Origin of the sequence: Streptacidiphilus sp. MAP12-16, assembly GCF_041262165.1 — a bacterium.
In the GTDB taxonomy this organism is placed as follows: Bacteria; Actinomycetota; Actinomycetes; order Streptomycetales; family Streptomycetaceae; genus Streptacidiphilus.
On the sequence record NZ_JBGCBY010000009.1, the window covers coordinates 249,939 to 271,149 of the forward strand.

Annotated in this window: 14 protein-coding genes and 1 pseudogene; 10 read left to right on the top strand and 5 right to left on the bottom strand. The window is 69.7% G+C overall.

Features of this window, described 5'->3' with window-relative positions:
- Positions 1 to 320: 320 nt before the first annotated feature.
- The 3 genes from ABIA33_RS14880 to ABIA33_RS14890 form a co-directional block, all read right to left on the bottom strand.
- Positions 321 to 2,459: a SpoIIE family protein phosphatase gene (locus ABIA33_RS14880; protein WP_370081452.1), complete on the bottom strand. Its 2,139-nt coding sequence runs from the start codon at positions 2,457 to 2,459 to the stop codon at positions 321 to 323.
- Positions 2,460 to 2,885: 426 nt separating this feature from the next.
- On the bottom strand, positions 2,886 to 3,593 hold the full coding sequence (locus ABIA33_RS14885; protein WP_370081454.1) for a hypothetical protein: 708 nt from the start codon (positions 3,591 to 3,593) through the stop codon (positions 2,886 to 2,888).
- A 298-nt stretch (positions 3,594 to 3,891) separates the two neighbouring features.
- Positions 3,892 to 6,117 carry a DUF5127 domain-containing protein gene (locus ABIA33_RS14890; protein ID WP_370081456.1) on the bottom strand — a complete coding sequence of 742 codons (2,226 nt, stop codon included), beginning with the start codon at positions 6,115 to 6,117 and terminating at the stop codon, positions 3,892 to 3,894.
- Positions 6,118 to 6,750: 633 nt separating this feature from the next.
- On the opposite strand from ABIA33_RS14890, the gene ABIA33_RS14895 reads away from it, so the two are divergent.
- The 6 genes and pseudogenes from ABIA33_RS14895 (at position 6,751) to ABIA33_RS14920 (ending at position 13,933) form a co-directional block, all read left to right on the top strand.
- Complete coding sequence (locus ABIA33_RS14895) at positions 6,751 to 7,872, top strand: ABC transporter substrate-binding protein (RefSeq protein WP_370081458.1); 1,122 nt, start codon at positions 6,751 to 6,753, stop codon at positions 7,870 to 7,872.
- A 107-nt stretch (positions 7,873 to 7,979) separates the two neighbouring features.
- A complete protein-coding gene (locus ABIA33_RS14900) occupies positions 7,980 to 9,650 on the top strand; it encodes a sugar ABC transporter ATP-binding protein (protein WP_370081460.1) in 1,671 nt (556 codons plus the stop codon).
- Complete coding sequence (locus ABIA33_RS14905; RefSeq protein WP_370081462.1) at positions 9,647 to 10,612, top strand: ABC transporter permease; 966 nt, start codon at positions 9,647 to 9,649, stop codon at positions 10,610 to 10,612. The genes ABIA33_RS14900 and ABIA33_RS14905 overlap by 4 nt, the downstream gene beginning before the upstream one ends.
- The gene (locus ABIA33_RS14910; protein WP_370081464.1) at positions 10,609 to 11,631 is read left to right on the top strand and encodes an ABC transporter permease; all 1,023 of its coding nucleotides are present in this window, start codon (positions 10,609 to 10,611) and stop codon (positions 11,629 to 11,631) included. Before ABIA33_RS14905 ends, ABIA33_RS14910 begins: the two co-directional genes overlap by 4 nt.
- 79 nt (positions 11,632 to 11,710) lie before the next feature.
- A pseudogene (locus tag ABIA33_RS14915) lies at positions 11,711 to 12,730 on the top strand (LacI family DNA-binding transcriptional regulator); the annotation flags it as partial.
- 105 nt (positions 12,731 to 12,835) lie between these two features.
- The gene (locus ABIA33_RS14920; RefSeq protein WP_370081605.1) at positions 12,836 to 13,933 is read left to right on the top strand and encodes an aldose epimerase family protein; all 1,098 of its coding nucleotides are present in this window, start codon (positions 12,836 to 12,838) and stop codon (positions 13,931 to 13,933) included.
- A 98-nt stretch (positions 13,934 to 14,031) separates the two neighbouring features.
- On the opposite strand, the gene ABIA33_RS14925 is transcribed toward ABIA33_RS14920, so the two are convergent.
- The gene (locus tag ABIA33_RS14925; RefSeq protein ID WP_370081466.1) at positions 14,032 to 15,066 is read right to left on the bottom strand and encodes a LacI family DNA-binding transcriptional regulator; all 1,035 of its coding nucleotides are present in this window, start codon (positions 15,064 to 15,066) and stop codon (positions 14,032 to 14,034) included.
- Between the two features lie 145 nt (positions 15,067 to 15,211).
- Positions 15,212 to 17,842, bottom strand: coding sequence for a DUF5127 domain-containing protein (locus ABIA33_RS14930; RefSeq protein WP_370081468.1), 2,631 nt, complete (start codon positions 17,840 to 17,842; stop codon positions 15,212 to 15,214).
- A gap of 435 nt (positions 17,843 to 18,277) precedes the next feature.
- Between ABIA33_RS14930 and ABIA33_RS14935 the strand changes: the two genes are divergently transcribed.
- From ABIA33_RS14935 to ABIA33_RS14950, 4 genes are all read left to right on the top strand, one after another.
- Positions 18,278 to 18,541 (top strand): hypothetical protein, encoded by a 264-nt coding sequence (locus ABIA33_RS14935; RefSeq protein ID WP_370081470.1) that lies wholly within the window; start codon positions 18,278 to 18,280, stop codon positions 18,539 to 18,541.
- Between the two features lie 254 nt (positions 18,542 to 18,795).
- Complete coding sequence (locus ABIA33_RS14940) at positions 18,796 to 19,533, top strand: DedA family protein (RefSeq protein ID WP_370081472.1); 738 nt, start codon at positions 18,796 to 18,798, stop codon at positions 19,531 to 19,533.
- Between the two features lie 264 nt (positions 19,534 to 19,797).
- Entirely contained in the window at positions 19,798 to 20,406 is a 609-nt protein-coding gene (locus tag ABIA33_RS14945; protein WP_370081474.1) for a TetR/AcrR family transcriptional regulator, read from the top strand.
- Entirely contained in the window at positions 20,391 to 21,077 is a 687-nt protein-coding gene (locus ABIA33_RS14950; RefSeq protein WP_370081476.1) for a hypothetical protein, read from the top strand. Before ABIA33_RS14945 ends, ABIA33_RS14950 begins: the two co-directional genes overlap by 16 nt.
- The last annotated feature ends 134 nt before the right edge of the window (positions 21,078 to 21,211 follow it).

Here is a 21,211-nt window from a genome sequence, read left to right on the forward strand (position 1 = left end):
CGCGGGCGGTGACGTGCTGGTGGCCCCACTAGGTTGTCGAGGTGCGAACCTTGGTCAGGCCCGCACGGCCATGTGCCACTGCGCCTTCTGCGGGCTGTAGCGGGGACACCTCGGCGAGCTCGTCACCGAACTCGCGCCGTGGTGGCAGGCGCGATGCGAGTCCGGGTGCGCAAGCGGCGCCGCGACGACCGGCGGCGCCAGGCCGGCGCCGGCCAAAATCAGCGTTGGCGTTCACCGACCGACTGCTGGTCACCCTGGTGCACATGCACACCGCCGGGCGGCTATGGATGCTGCCCGCCACCAGCTGGAACCCTACACAGTCACGATTCAGGTGTAGTCCCGCTCGCCGCAGTCGCGGCCGATTGCTCGGTCCAGATCGTTTTGCCGGTGGCGTTGTAGCGGCTGCCCCATCGGGTCGCGAGTTGTGCGACGAGGAACAGGCCGCGGCCCCCTTCGTCGGTGGATCGAGCCTGCCGGAGCCGGGGTTGAGTGTTGCTGGGGTCGGATACCTCGCAGACCAGGAGGCCGTCATGGGTGTCACGGATCAGGCGCAGTGTGATCGGGCCGCCTGCGTACCGGATCGCATTGGTGACCAGCTCGCTGACGATGAGCTCGGTGGTGAAGTTGAGGTCGTCCAGGTCCCAGTCGGCGAGCTGGTCGATGGTCAGTTTCCTTCCGGAAGTAACGGCCGCCGGGTCGACCGGGATCTCCCACGACGCCACATCGGTGTCGGCGATGGTCCGTACCCGGGCGAGCAACAGCGTGACGTCGTCCGTCAGTTCGGCGGCCGGGGCGCTGCCATGGGCCAGCTGGGCGGCGGTCGCCCTGAGGTCGCACTCGCCCGGGGCCAGCGCGGAGAGCCTACGGCCCAAAGATTCCATCCCGGCAGCCATGTCGTGGTCGCGACCGTGACCGTAGTTGATCAGCCCGTCGGTGTAGAGGACGAGAATGCTACCGGGCGGAATGTCCAGCTCCGTCACTTCGAACGGCAGGCCGCCGACGCCGAGCGGCGGTCCCGGGTCGAGGTCGACAAAGCCGAATGTGCCATCGGGACGCACGAGCCCCGGTGGCGGATGTCCCGCGCTGGCCATGGCACAGCGGCCGGCCACCGGGTCGTATACCGCGTACAGGCACGTGCACGCCAGCACGTCCTCGTGGCCGGGCTCGGTACTGTGCACGATGCGCAGGACGAGATCGTCGAGGTGCGCCAGCAGGTCGTCCGGGCCGAGGTCGAGGTCAGCCAGTGCTTGGACAGCGGTACGGATCCGTCCCATCGTTGCGGTTGCACGCAGCCCGTGTCCGACGACGTCGCCGACCACCAGGGCGACGCGCGACGAAGACAGCGGGATGACGTCGTACCAGTCGCCGCCGGCTCCATGACCGATCGCCGTGGCAGGCAGGTAGACACCGGCTGTCTGAACCGCCGTCATGTCGGTGTTGGCCAGCGGCAGCAGGCTGCGCTGCAACACGATGCTGGAGTTGCGCTCACGCGTATAACGGCGTGCGTTGTCGATACTCAGCGCGGCACGGGACGCGACCTCGTCCAGCAGATGCAGGTCGTCCTCGGAGAAGGGCAGCGACTGGCCCGTCCGAAACACCGAGACGGAGCCCAGGATCCGCCCCCGGGCGAGCAGCACCGACCTGATCTGCCCCGTCGAATTCGGTGGCATCAACAGACGTAGCAGGGCCGGGTCGTGGCCCAGAGCCGCGCTGATCGCCTGCTGGTCCGGCAGCAAGTAGGTGGTGCCGTGCAGGTGGAGTTGTAGCGTCGGAGTATCCGGTAGCGGCGGTACGTCCATGCCCGGCTTGATGAATTCGTCCGGCCACTCGGCGTCGACCGGTGCCCGCGCCGCGCACCGCAGTCCCAGTTTGCGTGCGGAGCGCTGGGGCGGTTCCTCCCCGGCGAAGACGTTCGTGGCGAGGTAGACCGTCGCCCGGTCACCGAGGGTCGGGACGAGCACGTCGGCGAGTTCGCGTGCCGTCTCGCAGACATCCAGTGAGGCCCCGATCCTCGCGGCTGCATCCAGCAGCAGGTCAAGGCGTCGGTTCTCGGTGTCGGCGCCGATGAACGACACGATGAGGCCACCAGGGCCGCCGGAGCCGACCGCCGCAGGCAGGGGCAGGGGCAGGGCCGACAACATCACGACCAGTTCGCCGGACCGGCCCATCCGCTGCCGATGGGACAGGAGCGGCTCGCCGGTTCCGAGCACCCGCCGCAGCCGGGCCGTGAAGGCTCGCGCCTCGTTTCCTGGTACGAGATCCTCCACAGGGCCTCCGAGCCGGACGGTCAGGCCGCCAAAGTGCCCCGGCCCCAGCTTGCTGTGCGTTACCCGGAGATCCTTGTCGAGAATCGCGATGGCGATGCTCTCCTGCTGCGCCAGCGCGCTCACAAGGGCCAGTTCGAGGTCGTCCGCCCGAAGCCGACGACCCCCCTCGCTGCCCGCGAAATCCCCAGTCATGGCCCGCTTCGCCTCGCTCAATCGGGGAAACACAGCGGATAATTCACATGTTCATGGTAGAAGGTATGACTTACGGACGCCTTCCACGATTCCACGATTCCAGGGTGCTGCGAGCTCGCGGCATCAGGAGAGTTCCCGATGCCGATGTCGAGTGCGCGCCGCCGTGACGTGGCGTAAAGGGACGATCGCGGTCGGTGCCGGGCATTCACCTTCGACGGTAGGAGCAATACAGGCAAAACTGGAATCGCTGACGTTGTCCTGACTGCAGCTCCCCCTGATCTCCTGGAACAGGCACCAGACCGCCGTTCGCGAGGCCGCACGACAACACGTACATCCTGTGGCTGCTGCGCGACCACGCCGGACGGCCGTTTCCTGCGTGGTCGCGGAACTGCTCTCGTACGCCATGAGATCGTCCTTTGGACGGTCTCATCGGTTGCCGCCCGCGGTTGCCGAGGGCGCGACGGCCCCAGGGCCCGGCACCACATGGAGCGAAGGACCTTCCACCAGAAGGTGATCCCAGATCCCGGGACCCTCCGGCTCGGGCCACACCCCGTCGAAAGACACCTTGACGAAGTAGCGCCGCGCTCTGATGTTGTCGCCACACACGAGCAGTTCGAGCTCCCACACGCCGGGGTCGAGCAGGTTCGCCTCGTTCGGCGGCCAGGGTCGGCCGATCTCGACGAAGGCCGGGCGCAGCCGGTTATCTGACGACCCGTAGGTGACCGAGACCAGGTCGACGATCCGGTCCGAGTAGCGGAAGACTTCCACGGTGTTCGCATCGCCGGGCAGCTGATTCGAGGGCCACAGCAGACGGCCGTCCAGTTCCGGCCGCGCGCGGACCCACGCGAGGCGGCGGCGATCCCAGAGGTGGATCTGCAGCACGCGCACCCCGACACGTCGGGCCGTGGAGCGTCCTCGGTTGTCCAGACGCAGCCGCACGAATGCGGCCGTCTCCGCCGTATCGATGCGCTTGGTCACAATGCGGTCGCTGATCTCGTCCGGCCGCGCTGGATGGCGCAGACGCAGGGTGATCCGAGGACGGAACACCCACTCCTTCACTCCCAGCGCCAAAGCCAGCGCAAGCAGCGCTGATGCGGTCGAGGCAGTCGCGATGAACCACTCGGGCCTGACCATCCGTTCGCCTCGCACCTTGCTGTCGCAACTGGGCCATCACAGGGAGGAGCCGCCCCGAACCGATGGAAGAGGGGGAAGGTGCACCGGCTCCATCGGGGATGGTCACGCTGCCTCCGCACTCGCTGGAGGAACGAGGGCCTCCGACCAGAGTCTGCATGCCGAGCGTGATGCGCTCACCGTCGACCGCGCTCGACATCCTTCGAAAGTGCGAACGGACTGAGGCCATTCGGCAGCGGCGGGTCACCCCCACAAGGGTTATTGCTCGCGCCGTGAGCCCCCCGGGGCCGGCACTCCACCGCTACCTGCGCAGGCTCAGCAGCGCGAGGATGCCTCCGACCACGGGTCGTGCCTGGAAGCCGACCTGTCGGTTGGACACCGTGTCGTAGAGGTCGGTGAACGGCACACGCGAGGGCGATGTGTGGGCGAAGTCGTACAGCGCGTCGATCAGGTATTCGCTGACCGGGTGGCCGCGCAGCCAGGCCGCGGTCCACATCTCCCAGTCGCCCTTGGTGTAGGAGTGCCGCAGGTCCAGCGGCACGCCGTACTGGTTGACCTGTGTCAGATACCAGTCGGCCTCCCGCTGGGCCGCAGAGCGGGCGACCAGGTCCAGCCCCAGGAGTGCGTCGGGGTAGCCGTTGTACTTCAGACTCCACGTCCCGGGCTGGTCGTAGGCCAGCTTGAGGTGATCCGGGGTGGTGTCCTGGGCCTTGGCCGCCCACTGCGAGCTGTAGGTGGCGGCGGTTGCCTGATAGCGGGTGGCGTCCCCGGTGTTCCCGGCTGCGTTGGCGATCTGTCCCATCGCGCCGATGGCCAGGATGCCCTTCAGCGCCAGGTTGACGCTGTGTCCGATGAAGCCAGTGAAGTCGTCGGTCTGGTTCTGGAAGCCGGGGTCGAGCGCGTTGGCGACCAGGTACTCGGCCCACTGCTTGAGGATGGTGTAGTGCCTGCCGGCGAAGGACCGCGCGGTCGGGCCGTCGGTGCGGGCCAGGTAGGCGGCGCACATCAGCAGCATGTTGGCGGACTCCTCGACGGGCATGTCCTCCTCGTTGCCGTCGTTGTGTCCGGACGCGTCGGGGTAGTGGGAACCGAGGTCGTGCTCGGCGAACTGCTTGGGCCAGCCCCCGTTCTCCGGGTAGTCGAGCAGTGGCGCGAGCAAGAGCCCCAGATACTCCGGGTCGGCGTACAGGAACGCGGGCATCGCCGGGTAGGTGACGTCGACGGTGGAGACGTTGCCGTCGCTGGAGATCTCCTTCAGGAAGGCCCAGGGCTCCCCGCCCCGGCTGACCAGCTCGGTGCCGCCGTAGGCCTGGCGCAGCGACAGCGCGCACAGGGCGGCGTACTTGGCACCTCCGGCTGCGGTGGCCTCCCGGCGCACCTTGGCGTCGAAGGCTGCGGTCCGCGACGTGGCGGCGGCCGTGTCGGCGTGGAAGAACGCGGTCATCACCTGCCAGGTGGGCCAGTAGGAGCGCCACAGCGGCGGGAGTTGCGCGCCCAGATAGCGGACGGCCGGCTCGCGGACGTGGCCGATCGACAGGACCGCGGACTGGGTCGACCGCACCGCCCCAAGGTCGAAGTTGAAGCCGAACACCGGCCAGTGGTCGTTAATGGCCCGCGGCTGGTTGGTGTCGGCGGTGTTGGCGAGCTTGCCGTCGGCCAGGACAGCGGAGCGGACCACGGTGTCGCCGCCGATCTGCCAGGTCAGTCCGGGGCGGTTGGTCGCAGTCCACACGACGGAGCCCCAGCTGGCCATGTCGCCGTTCTCGCCGAGCACGGCCGGGGCGTCCGGGGTGAAGGAGAGCGAGGTGAGCGAGGTGCCGCTGCCCTGGACCTGCTCCTGGGACCAGCGGATCCTGGTTCCGGAGTCGCCGTGGGCCCATTCCCCGGAGATGTCGAAGTAGAGCGCCACGTTGTGGGGCCTGCCGTCGGTGCTGCGCACGTCCGCGGTCAGATAGGACAGCGGCATCGACTGGCGCCGCAGGTCGCCGGGCTCGATCGGGGACAGGAAAGTCAGCGACAGCTCGACGCCTGCGGCTTCCATGTCGTAGGTCGAACGTGTGGCCGTGATCGTCAGCGAGCGCTGCACCATGCCCCGCAGCACGTGCCCGTCGATGTTCGGCGCGCCCATGAACAGGTAGGCCACGCCGTCGATGTGGGCGATGCCGACCATGGCGGTGGTGCGCCCGGTCCAGAAGGTCGGCCAGGTCCCGGCCAGGTTGTCGGCCGGCAGCCACGTGCTCAGGTACGGGGAGCGCACGGCGAGGGGAACGGCTGGGGGCCGGATCGGGTCGAACGTGGACGCGACCGCTGTCACGTGTCCGGCGGCGGACGCGGAAGAGGTCGGGACAGCAGCGTCTGCGGGCTGTGCCGCGCCAGGCAGAAAGGCCACGCCGGCTGCCCCGAGGCCGGCCGCACCTGACCAGCGGATCAGGCCGCGACGGCTGAAGCCGTGGCCGGTCGCGAAGTGCTCGGCGCCTTCGGACTCGGCGCCTTCGGATCGGTCGGGGGCGTCCATCGAGTGGGACATGAAATTCCTCCAGGAGCCGCGGGCGGGGGCGGCGTTGGTCCAGGGTGAGGGGGCCGAGCCCGGCACTGCCTGGGCAGGCCAAATCGCGTGCCGGGGCGTGCCGGGGCGTGGCGGGGAAGGCCGGGCGGGGCGGGGTGGGGAAGGCCGGGCGGGGCGGGGTGGGGAAGGCCGGTCGGGGCGGCATGCGCACGCGGTCAGTGCGAGCGGGGTTCGGTCCGGGCAGGCCGGAAGTCGCCGGTACGCGGTTGCGGCGACAACAACCGCGCACAGCAGCGGGTCCACGGATGACAACGTTGGAAACCTGGGCATCGGAATGACAGCACGACGCTGACGCGCTGTCCACCCCTCGGGCGCAAACCTTCACATCGACCAGCCCCGAGCGCGGCCCCCGCGCCCGGCGACAGGATCCACCTACCCCTCCTCACCTGTTGTTTCGTCATCATCGAACATTTCCATGGGAGTTGACCCGCACAGCAGGTGCTGGACGCCGGCAGCCCAGCAGACGCGGTACGAGCCTTGACAGGTGCATTCGCGATACCGCAGGGTCGTCTACAACGTTGGAAATCCGGGGCTGTGAGCGGCGACACCGAACTCCCACCACCCACCCCTTGCTTCCGAGGATGTGATCGGCGCATGAACGCCACCCCACGAGTCAGGACCGCGATCGCTGCGGTCATGACGGTCGGCCTGACCCTGGCCGCAAGCGCTTGCACCAACTCCGGCTCGACCTCGTCCGGCTCCAGCTCCAGTTCCTCTGCCGTCGCCAACAACACCGCCGCCGCCCAGCAGGTCGCCTCGCCCTCCGGGACCGCCACCGGCCCCGCGTGCACCTACACGACCTACGCCGGAGGCGTGCCCAAACTGAACGTCGCCGACGGCAAAACGATCGTCGGCTTCTCCCAGTCCGAGTCCACCAGCAACCCCTTCCGCGCGACCGAGACCAAGAGCATCGAGAACCAGGCCAGGACGCTGGGTGTCAAACTCATCGAGCGCAACGCCAACGCCGATGTGAACGCACAGAACTCGCAGATCGAGGACATGATCGCCCAAGGCGCCCAGGTCCTGATCGTGGCCCCGGAGAACTCCGACGGCCTGGGCCCCGCCCTGGCCCAGGCCAAGGCCAAGAAGATCCCGGTGCTGACCATCGACCGCACCGTCACCGGCACCGCCTGCACCGACTTCATCGCCTTCATCGGCTCCAACTTCTACGGCCAGGCGCAGATCGCCGCCGACGACGTGGCCGCCGCGACCGGTGGCAGCGGCAAGGTCGCGATCCTGTCCGGCACCCCGGGGAACAACGTCTCCGCCGACCGCACCAAGGGCTTCACCGACCAGCTCGCGGCCAAGTACCCCAACTTGGCGGTCGTCGCCTCGCAAACCGCCAACTTCGACCAGACCGACGGCCAGAAGGTGATGGAGCAGATGCTCCAGGCCCACCCGGACATCACCGCGGTCTACGCCGAGAACGACGGAATGGCGCTGGGCGCGCTCCAGGCGATCAGGTCGGCCGGCAAGACCCCCGGCAAGGACATCAAGGTCGTCTCGATCGACGGGATCCAGCAAGCGGTGCAGGACGTGGCCTCGGGCCAGGTGGCCGCCGACATCGAGACAAACCCGCGGTTCGGCCCGCTCGCGTTCCAGTCGCTGCAGGACTTCTTCGGCACCACCGGCGTGCAGCCCAAGGTGATCATCAAGGACAACCACTTCACCCCCGCCAACGCGCAGCAGGCCCTGGCCCAGGGGCTGGTGTACTGACCGGCCGGCCGGCCCGGTGCGGAGCGGATCCGAAGCGCCAGGCAACCGCTCCGCACCACCGGCCGCCGGCCGCACCCCGAAGCAGCACCCCGAGCAAGGAGGAAGCAGTGGTCGAGCAGGACCCGGCCCCGCGCGCCGAGCGCGTCCTGGAGGTCACCGGGGTCAGCAAGAGCTTCGCGGGCGTCCACGCCCTGCGCGCCGTGGACTTCGAGCTTCGCCCGGGCGAGGTCCACGCCCTGGTCGGCGAGAACGGCGCCGGAAAGTCCACGCTGATCAAAGTGATGACAGGGGTCTACCGCCCGGACGCGGGACAGGTGTACTTCGCGGGCCAGGAACGGGACTTCCGCAACCCCCTGGACGCGCAGGCGGCCGGCCTCTCGACGATCTACCAGGAAGTCAACCTCGTCCCGTTGATGTCCATTGCGCGCAACCTGTACCTGGGCCGCGAGCCGCGACACTTCGGCCTGGTCGACGTCCGCCGGATGAACCGCGAAGCCGCCCGGACGCTGACGAGTTACGGCGTGACGGTGGACGTGACCCGACCGCTGCGCACCCTGGGACTGGGCGCACAGCAGATGGTGGCGCTGGCTCGGGCGGTCCAGATCGACGCCCGCGTCGTGATCATGGACGAGCCCACCTCGTCGCTGGAGCCCCGCGAGGTCGAGACCCTCTTCTCGGTCATCCGCGACCTGAGGCGCCGCTCCATCGCAGTGGTCTACGTCAGCCACCGCCTGGACGAGCTGTATGCGATCTGCGACCGCGTCACCGTGATGCGCGACGGCCAGGTCGTGCACACCGGCGAGATGGCCGGCCTCGAACGGCTCCAGCTCATCTCCATGATGCTCGGCCGGGAGATGTCCACGGTCCGCGAGCAGGGCAGCACGGCCTTCGACACGGACAGACACCGCACGAGCCACGGCCGACCCGCCCTGCGCGCGACCGATCTGACCGTGCGCCACCGCGTGCACGGCGTCTCCCTCGACGTGCACCCCGGCGAGGTCGTCGGGCTCGGCGGCCTGTTGGGCGCCGGGCGCAGCGAGACAGCGAAGGCGGTCGTGGGGGCGCTGGTCACCGAGTCGGGCTCGGTCGAAGTCGACGGCCGCCCGATACCGCACCGCAGCCCTGCCGCAGCCATCCGCGCGGGCGTGGTCATGCTGCCCGAGGACCGCAAGGTCGAGGGCATCATTCCGAGCCTGTCCGTAAGGGAGAACATCTCGCTCGCCGCCCTGCCACGGCTCTCCCGGGCCGGGCTGGTCTCCAGAGCAAAGCAGGACGAGATCGTCCGCCTGTTCATGGACCGCCTGCGGATCAAGGCGTCGAGCCCCGACCAGAAGGTCCGCGACCTGTCCGGCGGCAACCAGCAAAAGGTGCTGCTCGCCCGTTGGTTGTGCCTGAATCCCAAGGTGCTGCTGCTGGACGAGCCGACGCGCGGCATCGACGTCGGGGCCAAAGCCGAGGTGCAGGCCCTGATCGACGAGCTGGCCGGTGAGGGTCTCGCTGTCCTGCTGATCTCCTCCGACCTGGAGGAGCTCATCGAGGGTTCGAACCGGGTGGTCGTGCTCAAGGACGGCCGCGTGGTCGGGGAACTGGGCGGCGAGAACCTCACCGAGCAGGGTCTGCTCGACGCACTGGCCGCCACGCCCGCCCCTGCCCCTGCCCCTGCCCCTGCCCCTGAGTCCAAACCCGCCGTAGACGGCGCGCTGCACCACACGCACGCCGATGACCGGGAGCACCTGCCGGCTTCGGGGCCGGCCGAGGACAAGGAGGACCAGCGATGAGCGCCGACGCCTGGGCGAGTTCCGTCCGCGACCGGGACCGGCTGCTGCACCTGCTGCAGGAGTACGGGGTCTACGCCGCTCTCACACTGCTGTTCGCGGTGGCCGTGGGCCTGGACACGTCCTTCCTGTCCGTCAGCAACGTGCGTATCCAGCTCTTCCAGGTGGCCCCGACTCTGCTGGTCGCCCTGGGCATGGCGCTGGTGATCGGCACCGAGGGCATCGACCTGTCGGTGGGCGCGGTGATCGCACTGTCCGCCGCGATCGTCCCGCTGTACCTGGGCTACGGACTGCCGCTCGCCATGGCCATCGCCCTGCTGCTGGGGGCGGTCTGCGGGGCGGTGGGCGGAGCGATGGTGGCCCTCACCCGGATCCAGCCGATCGTGGCCACGCTTTCCCTGATGATCGGTGTGCGCGGGCTGGCGGAGCTCTTCAACGGCGACTCGGCCAAGCCGGTGACCGATTCTGCGCTGCTCGCACTCGGCTCCGACAGCTTCGCCGGGGTCCCGTTGATGGCCTGGATCGCGGCCGGCTGCGCGCTGCTGGCCGGGTTGGTCGTCCGGCGAACCACCTTCGGTCGGCAACTGGTGGCCATCGGCGACAACCGGCAGGCCAGCCGGCTGTCCGGACTACCGGTCCGCCGCGTGCTGATCGCCGTCTACGTGCTCTCCGGCGTGCTGGCCGCCCTGGCCGGGGTGATGATCGTGGGTCACGGCGCCGAGGCCGACCCGGCCAACCAGGGGCTCACCATGGAGCTCAGCGCGATCACCGCGGTCGTGGTCGGCGGCACACCGCTGAGCGGCGGCCGGGTACGAGTGCTGGGCACGGTGGCAGGCGCGCATTTCATGCAGCTGATCGCGGCCGTCCTGACCCAGCACAACGTGCCCGCGTCGTACACCCAGATCATCGAGGCCGCGATCATCTGCTTCGCGGTCTACGCCTCCCAGGAGCGTGGTACCCGATGAGCCCCACCGTCCTGCAGCCCACCGCCCTGCCCCCGGACCCCTCCCCCGCGGCCGCGCCCGACCAGGTCCCGCTGCGCGAGCGGGTGGCGTCCCAACTGCAGCGGCGCGGCGCACTGGCAGTGCTGGTGCTGGTGGCCGCCATCGCCTCGGCCACCTCCTCCACCTTCCCGACCTGGTCCAACATCAGCAGCATCCTGGGCAACAACGCCTTCGTGTGGCTGCTCGCCCTCGGCATGACCTTCGTGATCATGACGGGCGGCATCGACCTGTCCGTCGGCTCGATGTACGCCCTCGGCGGCGTCCTGGCCGCCTACGGGGCGCACACCGGCGGCACCTGGCTCGCACTCCTGCTGCCACTCGCGGTCGGAGCCGCCTGGGGGACACTCCAGGGCCTGCTGGTGGCCCGCGCCGGAATGGCACCGTTCATCGTCACCCTGGCCGGACTGCTCGGCGCCCGCGGCCTGCTCCAGGCCCTCACCAACGAAGGCGCCACCACCTACCTGGTGCCGGCGAACTCAGCGTTCCGCAGCTTCGGCGCCGGCACCTGGACCCCGGTCGTCATCGTCGCGGCGCTCTTCGTCGCCGGTTCCCTCCTACTCACCCGCACCCGCTTCGGCGCCACGCTCACCGCGCTCGGCGGCAACGAGAACGCCACACGGCTGATGGGACTGCCCGTCGCCCGCACCAAGACACTGGTCTATCTGCTCTCCGGCACCCTCGCCGCCACCGCCGGCGCTCTCGGCAGCGCCCGACTGGGATCCGGCGTCACCACCATCGGCGTGGGCTACGAACTGACGGCGATCGCCTCAGTCGTCATCGGCGGCACCCTCCTCACCGGAGGAAGCGGCTCGATCGGCGGCACCCTGAACGGCGTCCTGCTGCTCGCGGTCATCCACAACCTGATCGACCACTACTTCTCGCAGTACGGCTCAGCGTTCACCGACACCGTCAACGGAGGGTTCCTGGCGCTCGTCGTCCTACTGCAGACCCTGCTGAGCCGAACCCAGCAACTGTCCTGACCCTCCCCGGCACAGGCCCGTGCCCCGGAGAGCCCATCCGCCGGCGCGAAGCCCGGCCGACACGAGGAAAGCCAGCGCCGTGGGCGTGAGCCTCAAGGATGTCGCGCTCCGCGCGGGCGTCTCTGCAAAAACCGTCTCGAACGTGGTGAACAACTACCCGCACATCAGCTCCAAGACCCGCGACCGCGTACAACGCGCCATCGACGAACTCGGCTACCACCCGAACCTGACAGCACGTCACCTGCGCAGAGGACGCACCGGAATCATCACGCTCGCAGTCCCCGAACTGGGCAATCCCTACTTCGCCGACCTGGCCGGCGCCGTCATCGACGCCGCCGCCCAGCACGACCACACCGTGCTCCTGGACCACACCGCAGGACTGCGTGAGCGCGAAGTCCTGGTCTCCAGAGGATTCCGCTCCCACATGATCGACGGCCTGATCCTCAGTCCGATCCAACTGGAGAACGAGGACCTGCGCACACGCCCCGACGGACCGCCACTGGTCCTGCTGGGCGAGCGCGAGTACGACGCCCCCTACGACCACATCGCCATCGACAACGTCGCCGCGGCACGCACCGCCGTGCGGCACCTGCTCGACCTGGGGCGCCGCCGCATCGCCTTCCTCGGCGCCCGCCGTGAAAGCGCCCGCCAGCCTGCCCACCTGCGGCTGCGCGGCTGGCGCGAAGAGATCAAAGCAGCGGGCGGAACACCCGAGGAGTCCCTGGTCGTCGCCACCGCAGGCTACGACCGCCGCGACGGCGCAGCGGCGATGACCGAACTGCTCGCGCGCACGGACCCGCCCGACGCCGTCTTCGCCTACAACGACCTGGTCGCGCTCGGCGCGATGCGGGTACTCGCGGAGCGCGGGCTGCGGATCCCCGAGGACATCGCCGTGGTGGGCTTCGACGACATAGAGGAGGGACGCTACGCGGCCGTCTCGCTGACCACGGTCGCCCCGGACAAGACCGCCATCGCCAGGCTCGCCGTGGACTGCCTGGTCGAGCGGATCGCCGCCGGCGACTCGCTGCCCCGGCCGATGCCCCGACGCATCCTGCCCGGTCACCGACTCGTCGTGCGCGAGTCCACCAACGGCCGCACGGCCCCCATCCGCTCACCGCCCGCGGCGCCGACCACCCCGCCGAGCGCGCCAAGGGCCTCAGCAGCCCGGACCAATCCCGTCACCCCCAGGACCCCGAGGACCCGCATGCCACGCCCAACCCTGGACCGCACCGCGTTCGCCAAGGCTCCCGACGGCAGTGCCGTCGACCGCTGGACGCTGGACAACGGACGCGGCGTCCTCGCCGAGGTGCTGACCTACGGTGCGACTCTGCACAGCCTTCAGGTGCCCGACCCCAAAGGACCGGTGGACTCCGTCGTGCTGACGCTGCCGACTCTTGCGGACTACGCCCAGCGCAGCCCCTACTTCGGCGCCGTGATCGGCCGCTACGCCAACCGCATCGACCGGGGTCGGTTCAGCCTCGACGGGCACAGCCACCGGCTACCGGTCAACGACCGCGGACACACGCTGCACGGCGGCCCGCAGGGGTTCCACCACCGCGTGTGGCGTGCCCAACCCGAACCCGCCGGCCGGAACGGCGCCGTGTCACTCGGGCTCTCGTTGACCAGCCGCCACGGCGACATGGGCTTCCCCGGCACTCTCGTCGTCTCGGTCACCTACACCCTCGACCGGCACGGAAACCTGCGTCTGCACTACACCGCCCGCACCGACCGGCCCACCGTCGTCAACCTCACCCACCACGCCTACTTCAACCTCGCCGGCGCCGGCGCCGGTGACATCCTCGGCCACACCCTGGCCCTGGACGCGGACGCCTACCTGCCCGTCACCGCGGACGCCATCCCGCACGGCACGGCGACGCCCACTGCCGGAACGCCCTTCGACTTCGCCGAACCGCGCGCGATCGGCACACGGATGACCGAAGACGATCCGCAGGTGCGGGCCGCGGGCGGCTACGACCACTGCTGGGTCCTGACCGAACCGCCGACCGAGTCCCTGCTGCGCCGCGCCGCCCGGCTCGCGGACCCGGGCAGCGGCCGCCGCATGGAGGTGTGGACCACCGAACCGGGCATCCAGGTCTACACCGGCAACGCCCTCGACGGCACACTGCGCAGCCCCGCGGGCAAGCCCTACGAGCGACACGGAGCGATCTGCCTGGAGACCCAGCACTTCCCCGACTCGCCGAACCGGCCCGACTTCCCCAGCACGGTGCTGCGGCCCGGTGCCACGTTCCGCAGCGCCACCGAGTTCCGCTTCCCGCACCTGCCGGGCCCGCGACTCCTTTGACCGGTCGCTTACGGGCTGCCGATGTCACGCCCCGCTGTGACGACCGGCTGTGCTGATCGGCTGTGCTGACCGGCGGTGATGATCGGCCGTTGTGATGTTCAGCCGCGACGGCTGCTCTCGCGCACCACGATGCGGTACCCGGGCGTGATCATCCGGCTGGGTCCGTCGTAGACGTTCTCGACCCGCTCCAGCAGGCAGTTCACCGCGAGCTCAGCGATCCGGCGCTTGTCCGGCGCCACCGTGGTCAGCGAGGGGATCGCGTACTCGGCCTCCTCCACATCGTCGAAGCCGGCCAGCGCGATGTCCTCGGGGATACGCAGACCGGCCTCGTGCGCGGCGCGCATCGCACCCAGCGCCAGCAGGTCGTTGAAGCAGAAGACAGCGTCAGGTCGCTCGGGAAGCTTCAGCAGGCGGCGCATGGCCGCCGCTCCGTCAGGGCGGAAGTAGGCGCGCACCGGAGGGAACAGCGACGCGTCCACCGGCTGTCCGGCCTCCTCCAGCGCCTGGGTGTAGCCGAGCAGACGCTGCTGGGCCGTCGCTCTGGGGTAGGGGTCCTGCCAGCCGATCGCACCGATCCGGCGGTGACCCTGTTCGACCAGGTGCCGGGTGATGTCACGGGCCGCCGAAACGTTGTCGATGTGCACCCGGTCGGCCACCGGCCCCAGATCGGCCTCTCCCAGCAGGACCAGCGGGATCTGCCGCCCTCGGGCGAGCAGTTCGGCCTGGTCCAGGCCCAGCGGGCTGAGGATCACACCGTCGATCATGGGGTCGCCAAGACCGGAGGCGATCCTCAACTCCGCCGCGGGGTCACCACCGGTGTCGTCCATGAGCACGGTGCACCGGTGCCGGCGCGCCGCGGCGATCACCTCCACCGCGAGCTCGGCGAAGTACGGGGACGGCAGTTCGGGGAACGCGAGCGCGATCACGCCACTGCGACCGGTCCGCAACCGGCGCGCCGTCACATTGGGCTGGTAGCCCAGGACGTCGATGGCCCGCTGCACCCGCGCCCGGGTCTCCTCCGCCACCTGGACGGAGCCGTTGACGACGTTCGAGACGGTCTTCACCGAGACCCCGGCAGCCTCGGCTACGTCCTTGAGCCGAGGCGCCACTGGACCGGCGCTCTCTGCGACCATGGAATGGGCCCTCCCGTCGTGCGACGCCGAGGGCGCGCGAGGTGGCCACCGGACATCGTTCCAACGTTAGAATACCGGCTCCCAGCCAAACGATGCCTGCCCGGTCGGCTCACCCTACGGGGCGACCGGGCAGCGACGTGTGGGTTCACACAAAGCGCCACAGATGGTCGGTGGTCCCGTTGTCGCTCCACTGGGTGACCTGGGCACCGTCCTGCAGGGACATGCCGCTCACAGCCAGGACCTTGCCGCTGTGCAGGTTGGCGATCTTCGTCCAGCCACCGCCGGCGTCGACCAGCCGCCACAGGTGGTCCGGGGTGCCGTTGTCCTGGTACTGCTGGACGAAGGCACCGTCAGCGGTGCTCTGGTTGTTGACCGCGAGCACCTTGCCGCTGTTGCGGTTGGCGATCCGTACCGTGCCGTCGCCGTTGTCGACGATCGCCCACAGGTGGTCGACGGTGCCGTTGTCGCTCCACTGGGTGACGTTGGCGCTGTCGGCCAGGGACATGCCCGAGACGGCCAGGAGTTTGCCCGAGTTCTGGTTCTGGATGCGGTGCCAGGTGACGGTGTCGGCGGCCGGGGGAAGCAGCAGGGCGAAGACGCCGCCGACGACCGGGCGGTCGGCGAAGCCCTGCCGGGCGGCGGTGGGCACGTCGTAGAAGTCGGTGAACGGCACCCGCGTCGCGGTGGCGTTGGCGAAGTTGTAGACGCCGTTGATGAGCATGTCGCGGGCGCCGGTCTGCGCGGAGAGCCAGGCGGCTGTCCAGATCTCCCAGTCGGCCTTGGTGTAGATGTTGCGGGGGTCGAGTTGGACGCCGTAGGGCGCGATGGCCTTGGCCTGGTACCAGGCCGCTTCCTGGGCGGCGACGCCGGTGGGGATCAGGTTCAGCCCCAGCAGCCGGTCGGGGAACCCGTTGTACTTCAGGGACCAGGTGCCGTCCTGGTCGTAGGCGAGCTTTTGATGGGTCCCGGAGGAGTCCTGGGACTTGCTCACCCACTGGCTGATGTACCCGAAGGCGAGCGAGCGGTAGTGGCCGGAGTCAGCTGTGTTGCCTGCGGCGGCCGCGATGACGCTCATCGCGCCGATGCCGACCATGCCCTTGAGGGCGAGGTTGGTGCTGTGGGCGATCTCCCCGTTGAAGTCGTCGGTCGTGTTCTGGTAGACGGGGTCCAGGGTGTTGGCGACCAGGTACTCCGCCCATTGCCGCAGGAGAGGGTAGTGGGCCTGGGCGAAGGCGGTGCCGCCCGCCGAGGGCAGCCGCTGGACCAGGGCTGCCACCATGATCAGCATGTTGCCCGTCTCCTCGACGGGCATGGCCTCCGTGTCGGCGCTGGGCGGACCGGACGCGTTGGGGTAGTGCCAGCCCATGTCGTGCTGCGCGAAGGGCTCGCTGGCGGGCCGGTTGGTGTCCGCGGGGTACTGCAGCAACGGCTCCAGCAGCAGTTGCAGGTAGGCGGGCGAGAGGTAGAGGTAGGCCGGGAACGCGGGGTAGGTGACGTCCACCGTGGAGACGTTGCCGTCCGAGGAGATCTCCTTGAGGAACACCCACGGGGCCCCGTTCCGGTTCACCAGTTCGGTGCCGGCGACGGCCTGACGCAGTGCCAGTACGCACAGCGCCGCGTAGTTCGGGCCGGCCGCGCCACCGGCTGCCGTGGCCGCGTTCTGGATCTGCTGGTCCAGCGCGGTCGCCGCACTCAGCGCACCGGGGTAGTCGCTGAAGAACCAGTCCAGCATGCCGGGCCAGGAGCTCCAGTAGTTGGTCCACCAGGCGGGGAGGTTGGTGCCGAGGTAGCTGACCGCAGGGCTCCGTACGTGCCCGACCGCGATCTGGAACTGCGCCGAGGCGGCGCCGGCGGTGACCGTGCCCAGGTTGCGGTTCAGGCCCAGGACGGGCCAGGCGTTGTCGATGGCCCGGGGCGGCCCGCTGTCGGCGGTGTTCGCGAGCGCGCCCTGGCCCACCGTCGCGCCGCGTACCACGGTGTCCTGGCCGATCTGCCAGCTGAGTCCGCTCGCGCTCGGCGTCGCGAACACCACGGTTCCCCAGGATGCCTGGTCCCCGTACTCGGACAGCACGGTGGGGCTGTTCGGGGTGAAGCTCAGCGCGAGGCTCCCCGCAGGGGTCGTCGTCTTCGACCAGGTGACCAGTTGGCTGTCGTCGCCGTGCGCCCACTCGGCGGAGATGTCCAGGTGCAGATCCACCGTGTGGGAGCCGCCGTCGGCGCTGGCGGCCTGCATGGTGACATAGCTGAACGGCAGGCACTGGCGCTGCAGATTTCCCAGGTCCACCGGAGAGAAGAAGGTGACCGTCAGGGTGACCCCGCCCCCGCTGAGGGTGTAAATCGAACGGGTGGCGGTGACCTGCAGCGATACCTGCGTCATGGTGTTGGGCACGACCGCGCTGGACGGTGCTCCGGCGAAGGTGTAGCTCGCGCCGTCGATCCGGGCGATCCCGCAGAACGCCGTGGTCCGCCCGTTCCAGAACGATGCCCACGTGCCGGTCAGCGTGTCCGAAGCCTGCCAGACGCTCAGGTACGGAGAGCGGACCGCCAGCGGCGTGGCTGGAGGGCGAAGCGGGCTGAACGTACTGGCGGCCGGAACGGCGCTGGTCCGGGTGGCCGCCCGGGCGGAAGAGGGCAGGACGCCTGCCGCACCAGCAGTCAGCGCGGTCAGGGCGGTCCAGCGCAACAGGTCGCGACGCGAGGCGGTGCGGCAGGGGTCCGCCGGCTCGGCCGGTGGCCAGTGGGAGGAGTGCGGCTCGTGCGGTAAGGGGGAGGACATGGGTGGCCTTCCTCGCTGGGCAGGGCGGCGGCTGGGTGGGGGGCGTCGATGGAGGTGTGGGGAGCGCGGATCACAGGGTGCAGCGCATGCTGCCTGAGCTGCGCGGCCGCAGCACGGGGCGTGGCGGCTGTGGGCACGGGGCCACTCGGGCTACTCGGGCACTCGGGCTACTCGGGTACTCGGGCTACTCGGGTACTCGGGCTACTACAACGTTGTAATGGCTCGTCCATATTGAGGCACCCGTACCGACGGACCGTCAAGATGCGTGCAGCAAACGGGCTCACCAGGGTGATGTGCGGCGAGGTCGCCCAGGGCCGCCCCGAGCACCCGGTTGCCGCTGCCGAACGCGTCGCTCGACCGGCCCACCGCGCGGCGACACGCGCGGAGCCCACCGGCATCACACACCTGACGGCCCGTCTTGCGCATCCTTGTCACATGCCCCGAGGACGCCGAATCCGCCGCCGCGCCAGGAACCTGACCCCGCAGCCGGCCGCCCCCATCGCTGCGTTCGGAGAGGAGCCGGCCCCCGAGGACCTGGTCCCCGATGTATTCCCCGCACCGGTCGACCCCGCGCCCCTTGCCGCCGCGCCCACCGACTCCCCCTGCTGCCAGCCCCAGCGGGAGCGGCACCTGCAAGGCGACACAGTGGTGATCCTGACTACCCACCAGCCCCGGTGCCCGGTCTGGTCAGCCCGCTGATGTCCATCGTCGGCAACCGGCAACGTGAGACCGTCCTCCACGTCGCCTGTCAGGGGCAGCCTCCCTCGCACCGCCTCGTCTGACGCCGGGCTGCCTGCTGCGGTCGAGCCACCATCGCCCGGATCGAGGACAGACGCAGTGAACCACCGCACGCCACATCCCATGGGCTCCGCCGCGCAGCGGCGCACCGCGCCTGGCAGAGCGGCCGTCGCCACCGACGAGGGCGCTCACCGCCGGATGTCGGGAGGGACGTCGTGACGACCCCGCTTCCCGGTCCACTGGCCACTCTGGCCCCGCTGCTGCAGCACTGGGGCTATGCCGCAGTGGGTCTCCTGGTCTTCCTGGACAACGCCCTGGTGCCCGTGCCGGGCCAGACCATCCTGATCGCCGCCTCCGTGTATGCCGGAGCGGGGCGCCTGAACATTGTCGTCGTGGCCCTGGTCGCACTGGTGGCCGCGACGGCCGGCGGCGTGGCCGGCTACCTGATCGGACGCACCGGCGGCCGCGCCTTCATCCATCGCTTCGGCCGATACGTGTTGCTGCCGCCGGACCGATTCGCCAAGGCCGAGGACTTCTTCACCCGCAACGGCGCAAAGGTCGTCACCTTCGCCCGCTTCCTCGACGTCCTGCGCCAGACCGGCGGCGCGCTGGCCGGCACCACCGACATGCCCTGGCGCCGCTTCGCCGTCTACAACGCCCTGGGCGCCGCCCTGTGGGTCGGCACCTGGTCGGCCCTGGGATACGCCGCAGGCTCGAACATCGGCCCGATCTACGCCCAGGTCACCCGCTACCAGCTGTACGTGCTCGCCGCCCTGGCCGCACTGGCCCTCGCCCTGGCCGTCCGTCACCTGGCACGCCGCCGACGCCGCGCCCAGCACGATGACCTTCCGTCAGCGTCGGGGCCCGGGGTCCCCGAGGACTCCACCGACCAGGCCGATCAGAGCCCGCCCGGCGAACCCAACACACCCACTCCCCCGACGAACGGCGACTGACAACCAACTCGTTCGGCGGGTCCGCCCTGTGCTGGCCCACTGGAGACGCTCGGCCGGCCTGGGCACGGGTGCCTTCGGATCGCCCGGGCGTCCGCGGATCCGGGCGTCCGCGGATTCGGCCGACCTGCCGGTAGCGGCCCTCCCGCCGCACTTTGCCGCTGAGGGAAAATCCCACCTCGCGGAGGGGAGATTCGCGGCAAAGTAGCGGTACATTGGTACCGTAAGTTAGCAGTACATCTGTACCGGATAGATCAAGGAGGGACGATGACCAAGGCGGCTGACGGGCGTCTCGCGCGCGGCGAAGCCCGCAAGACACTGCTGCTGGACGCCGCCGTCCGCATCGTCGGCGAACAAGGGGCGGGCGCGCTCACGCACCGCGCCGTCGCCGCCGGTGCCGCCGTGTCGCTCGCCTCCGTCACCTACCACTACCCCTCGATCGATGACCTGCGCCAGGCGACCTTCGAACACGCCGGGTCAAGGATCGGACTGGAGTTCCTCGCTCTCGTCACCCGTACCGCTTCGCAACCCGACGCCCTGCCGGAGTTGTGCGGGGACTTCACCGCGCATCTGGTCGCCGATCGGCGCACCGACGCGATCGCCGTCTTCGAGATGATCCTCGCGGCCGGCCACGATCCGGAACTCGGTCCGGTCAAGCGACTCCTGGACCAGCGGCTCGCCCGCCTCCTGGAGCCCTATGTCGGCTCGGAAGCCGCGGCGCTGACCGTGACCGCCGCGATGCAGGGCCTCGTGCTCACCGCCCTCGCGCCCGACCCGGCGCGTGATCCGCAATGGCTGCGCGGCGCGGTGAGCGATCTCATCCGCCGCTACCGTGCCACCCCTCGACCCGGAGATTCCTCATGGACCCGTTCTTGACCGCCGTCAGCGGCATAGCCTGGACGATCGTCTACATCAGCGCGATCAGGATCGGGTTCCGCGACCGGACCTATGCGATACCCATGGCCGCGCTGGGCCTCAACTTCGCCTGGGAGTCCACCTACGCGGTACACGACCTGCTGGGCGGCCTGTCGCCGCAGGGCGTGGTCAACCTCGCCTGGGCACTGGCGGACCTCGTCATCGTGTACACCTTCTTCGCCTTCGGCCGCGCCGAGTTCCCGCGCTTCGTGTCGCGGCCCCTCTTCACCGCCTGGGGCGTGCTGCTGTTCGTCACGTCCTATGCGGTGCAGTGGCTGTTCATCGCGCAGTTCGGCACAAACGAGGGCGCCCGTTACTCGGCCTTCCTGCAGAACCTGCTGATGTCGGTCCTGTTCATCGCGATGCTCATCGCGCGGCGGAGCCTGCGCGGGCAGACCCTCACCATCGCCGTCGCGAAATGGCTCGGTACCCTTGCGCCCACCATCTTGATCGGCGTGCTCGACCACTCGGCCTTCGTTCTCGGCATCGGCGTCCTCTGCAGCGTGTTCGACCTCCTCTACATCGGCCTCGTGCTCTGGGCGAAGACCCACCCGGACGCACTCGCCACCGCCGCTACGCCCAGCCCGGAACCCCAGCCCGAGCCGCTGCCGCACTCGTCCGTCACGGCCTGACCCCAGCGGGCAGCCGGCCGAACTCGACGAGTTCGGTATCGAAGTCGGCGCATACGGCGCGCATGATGTCTTCGCGTCGCTTGAGGATCTCGTCGGTGAACGGTCCGCGCCGGTACTTGAGTCACACGCCCCGC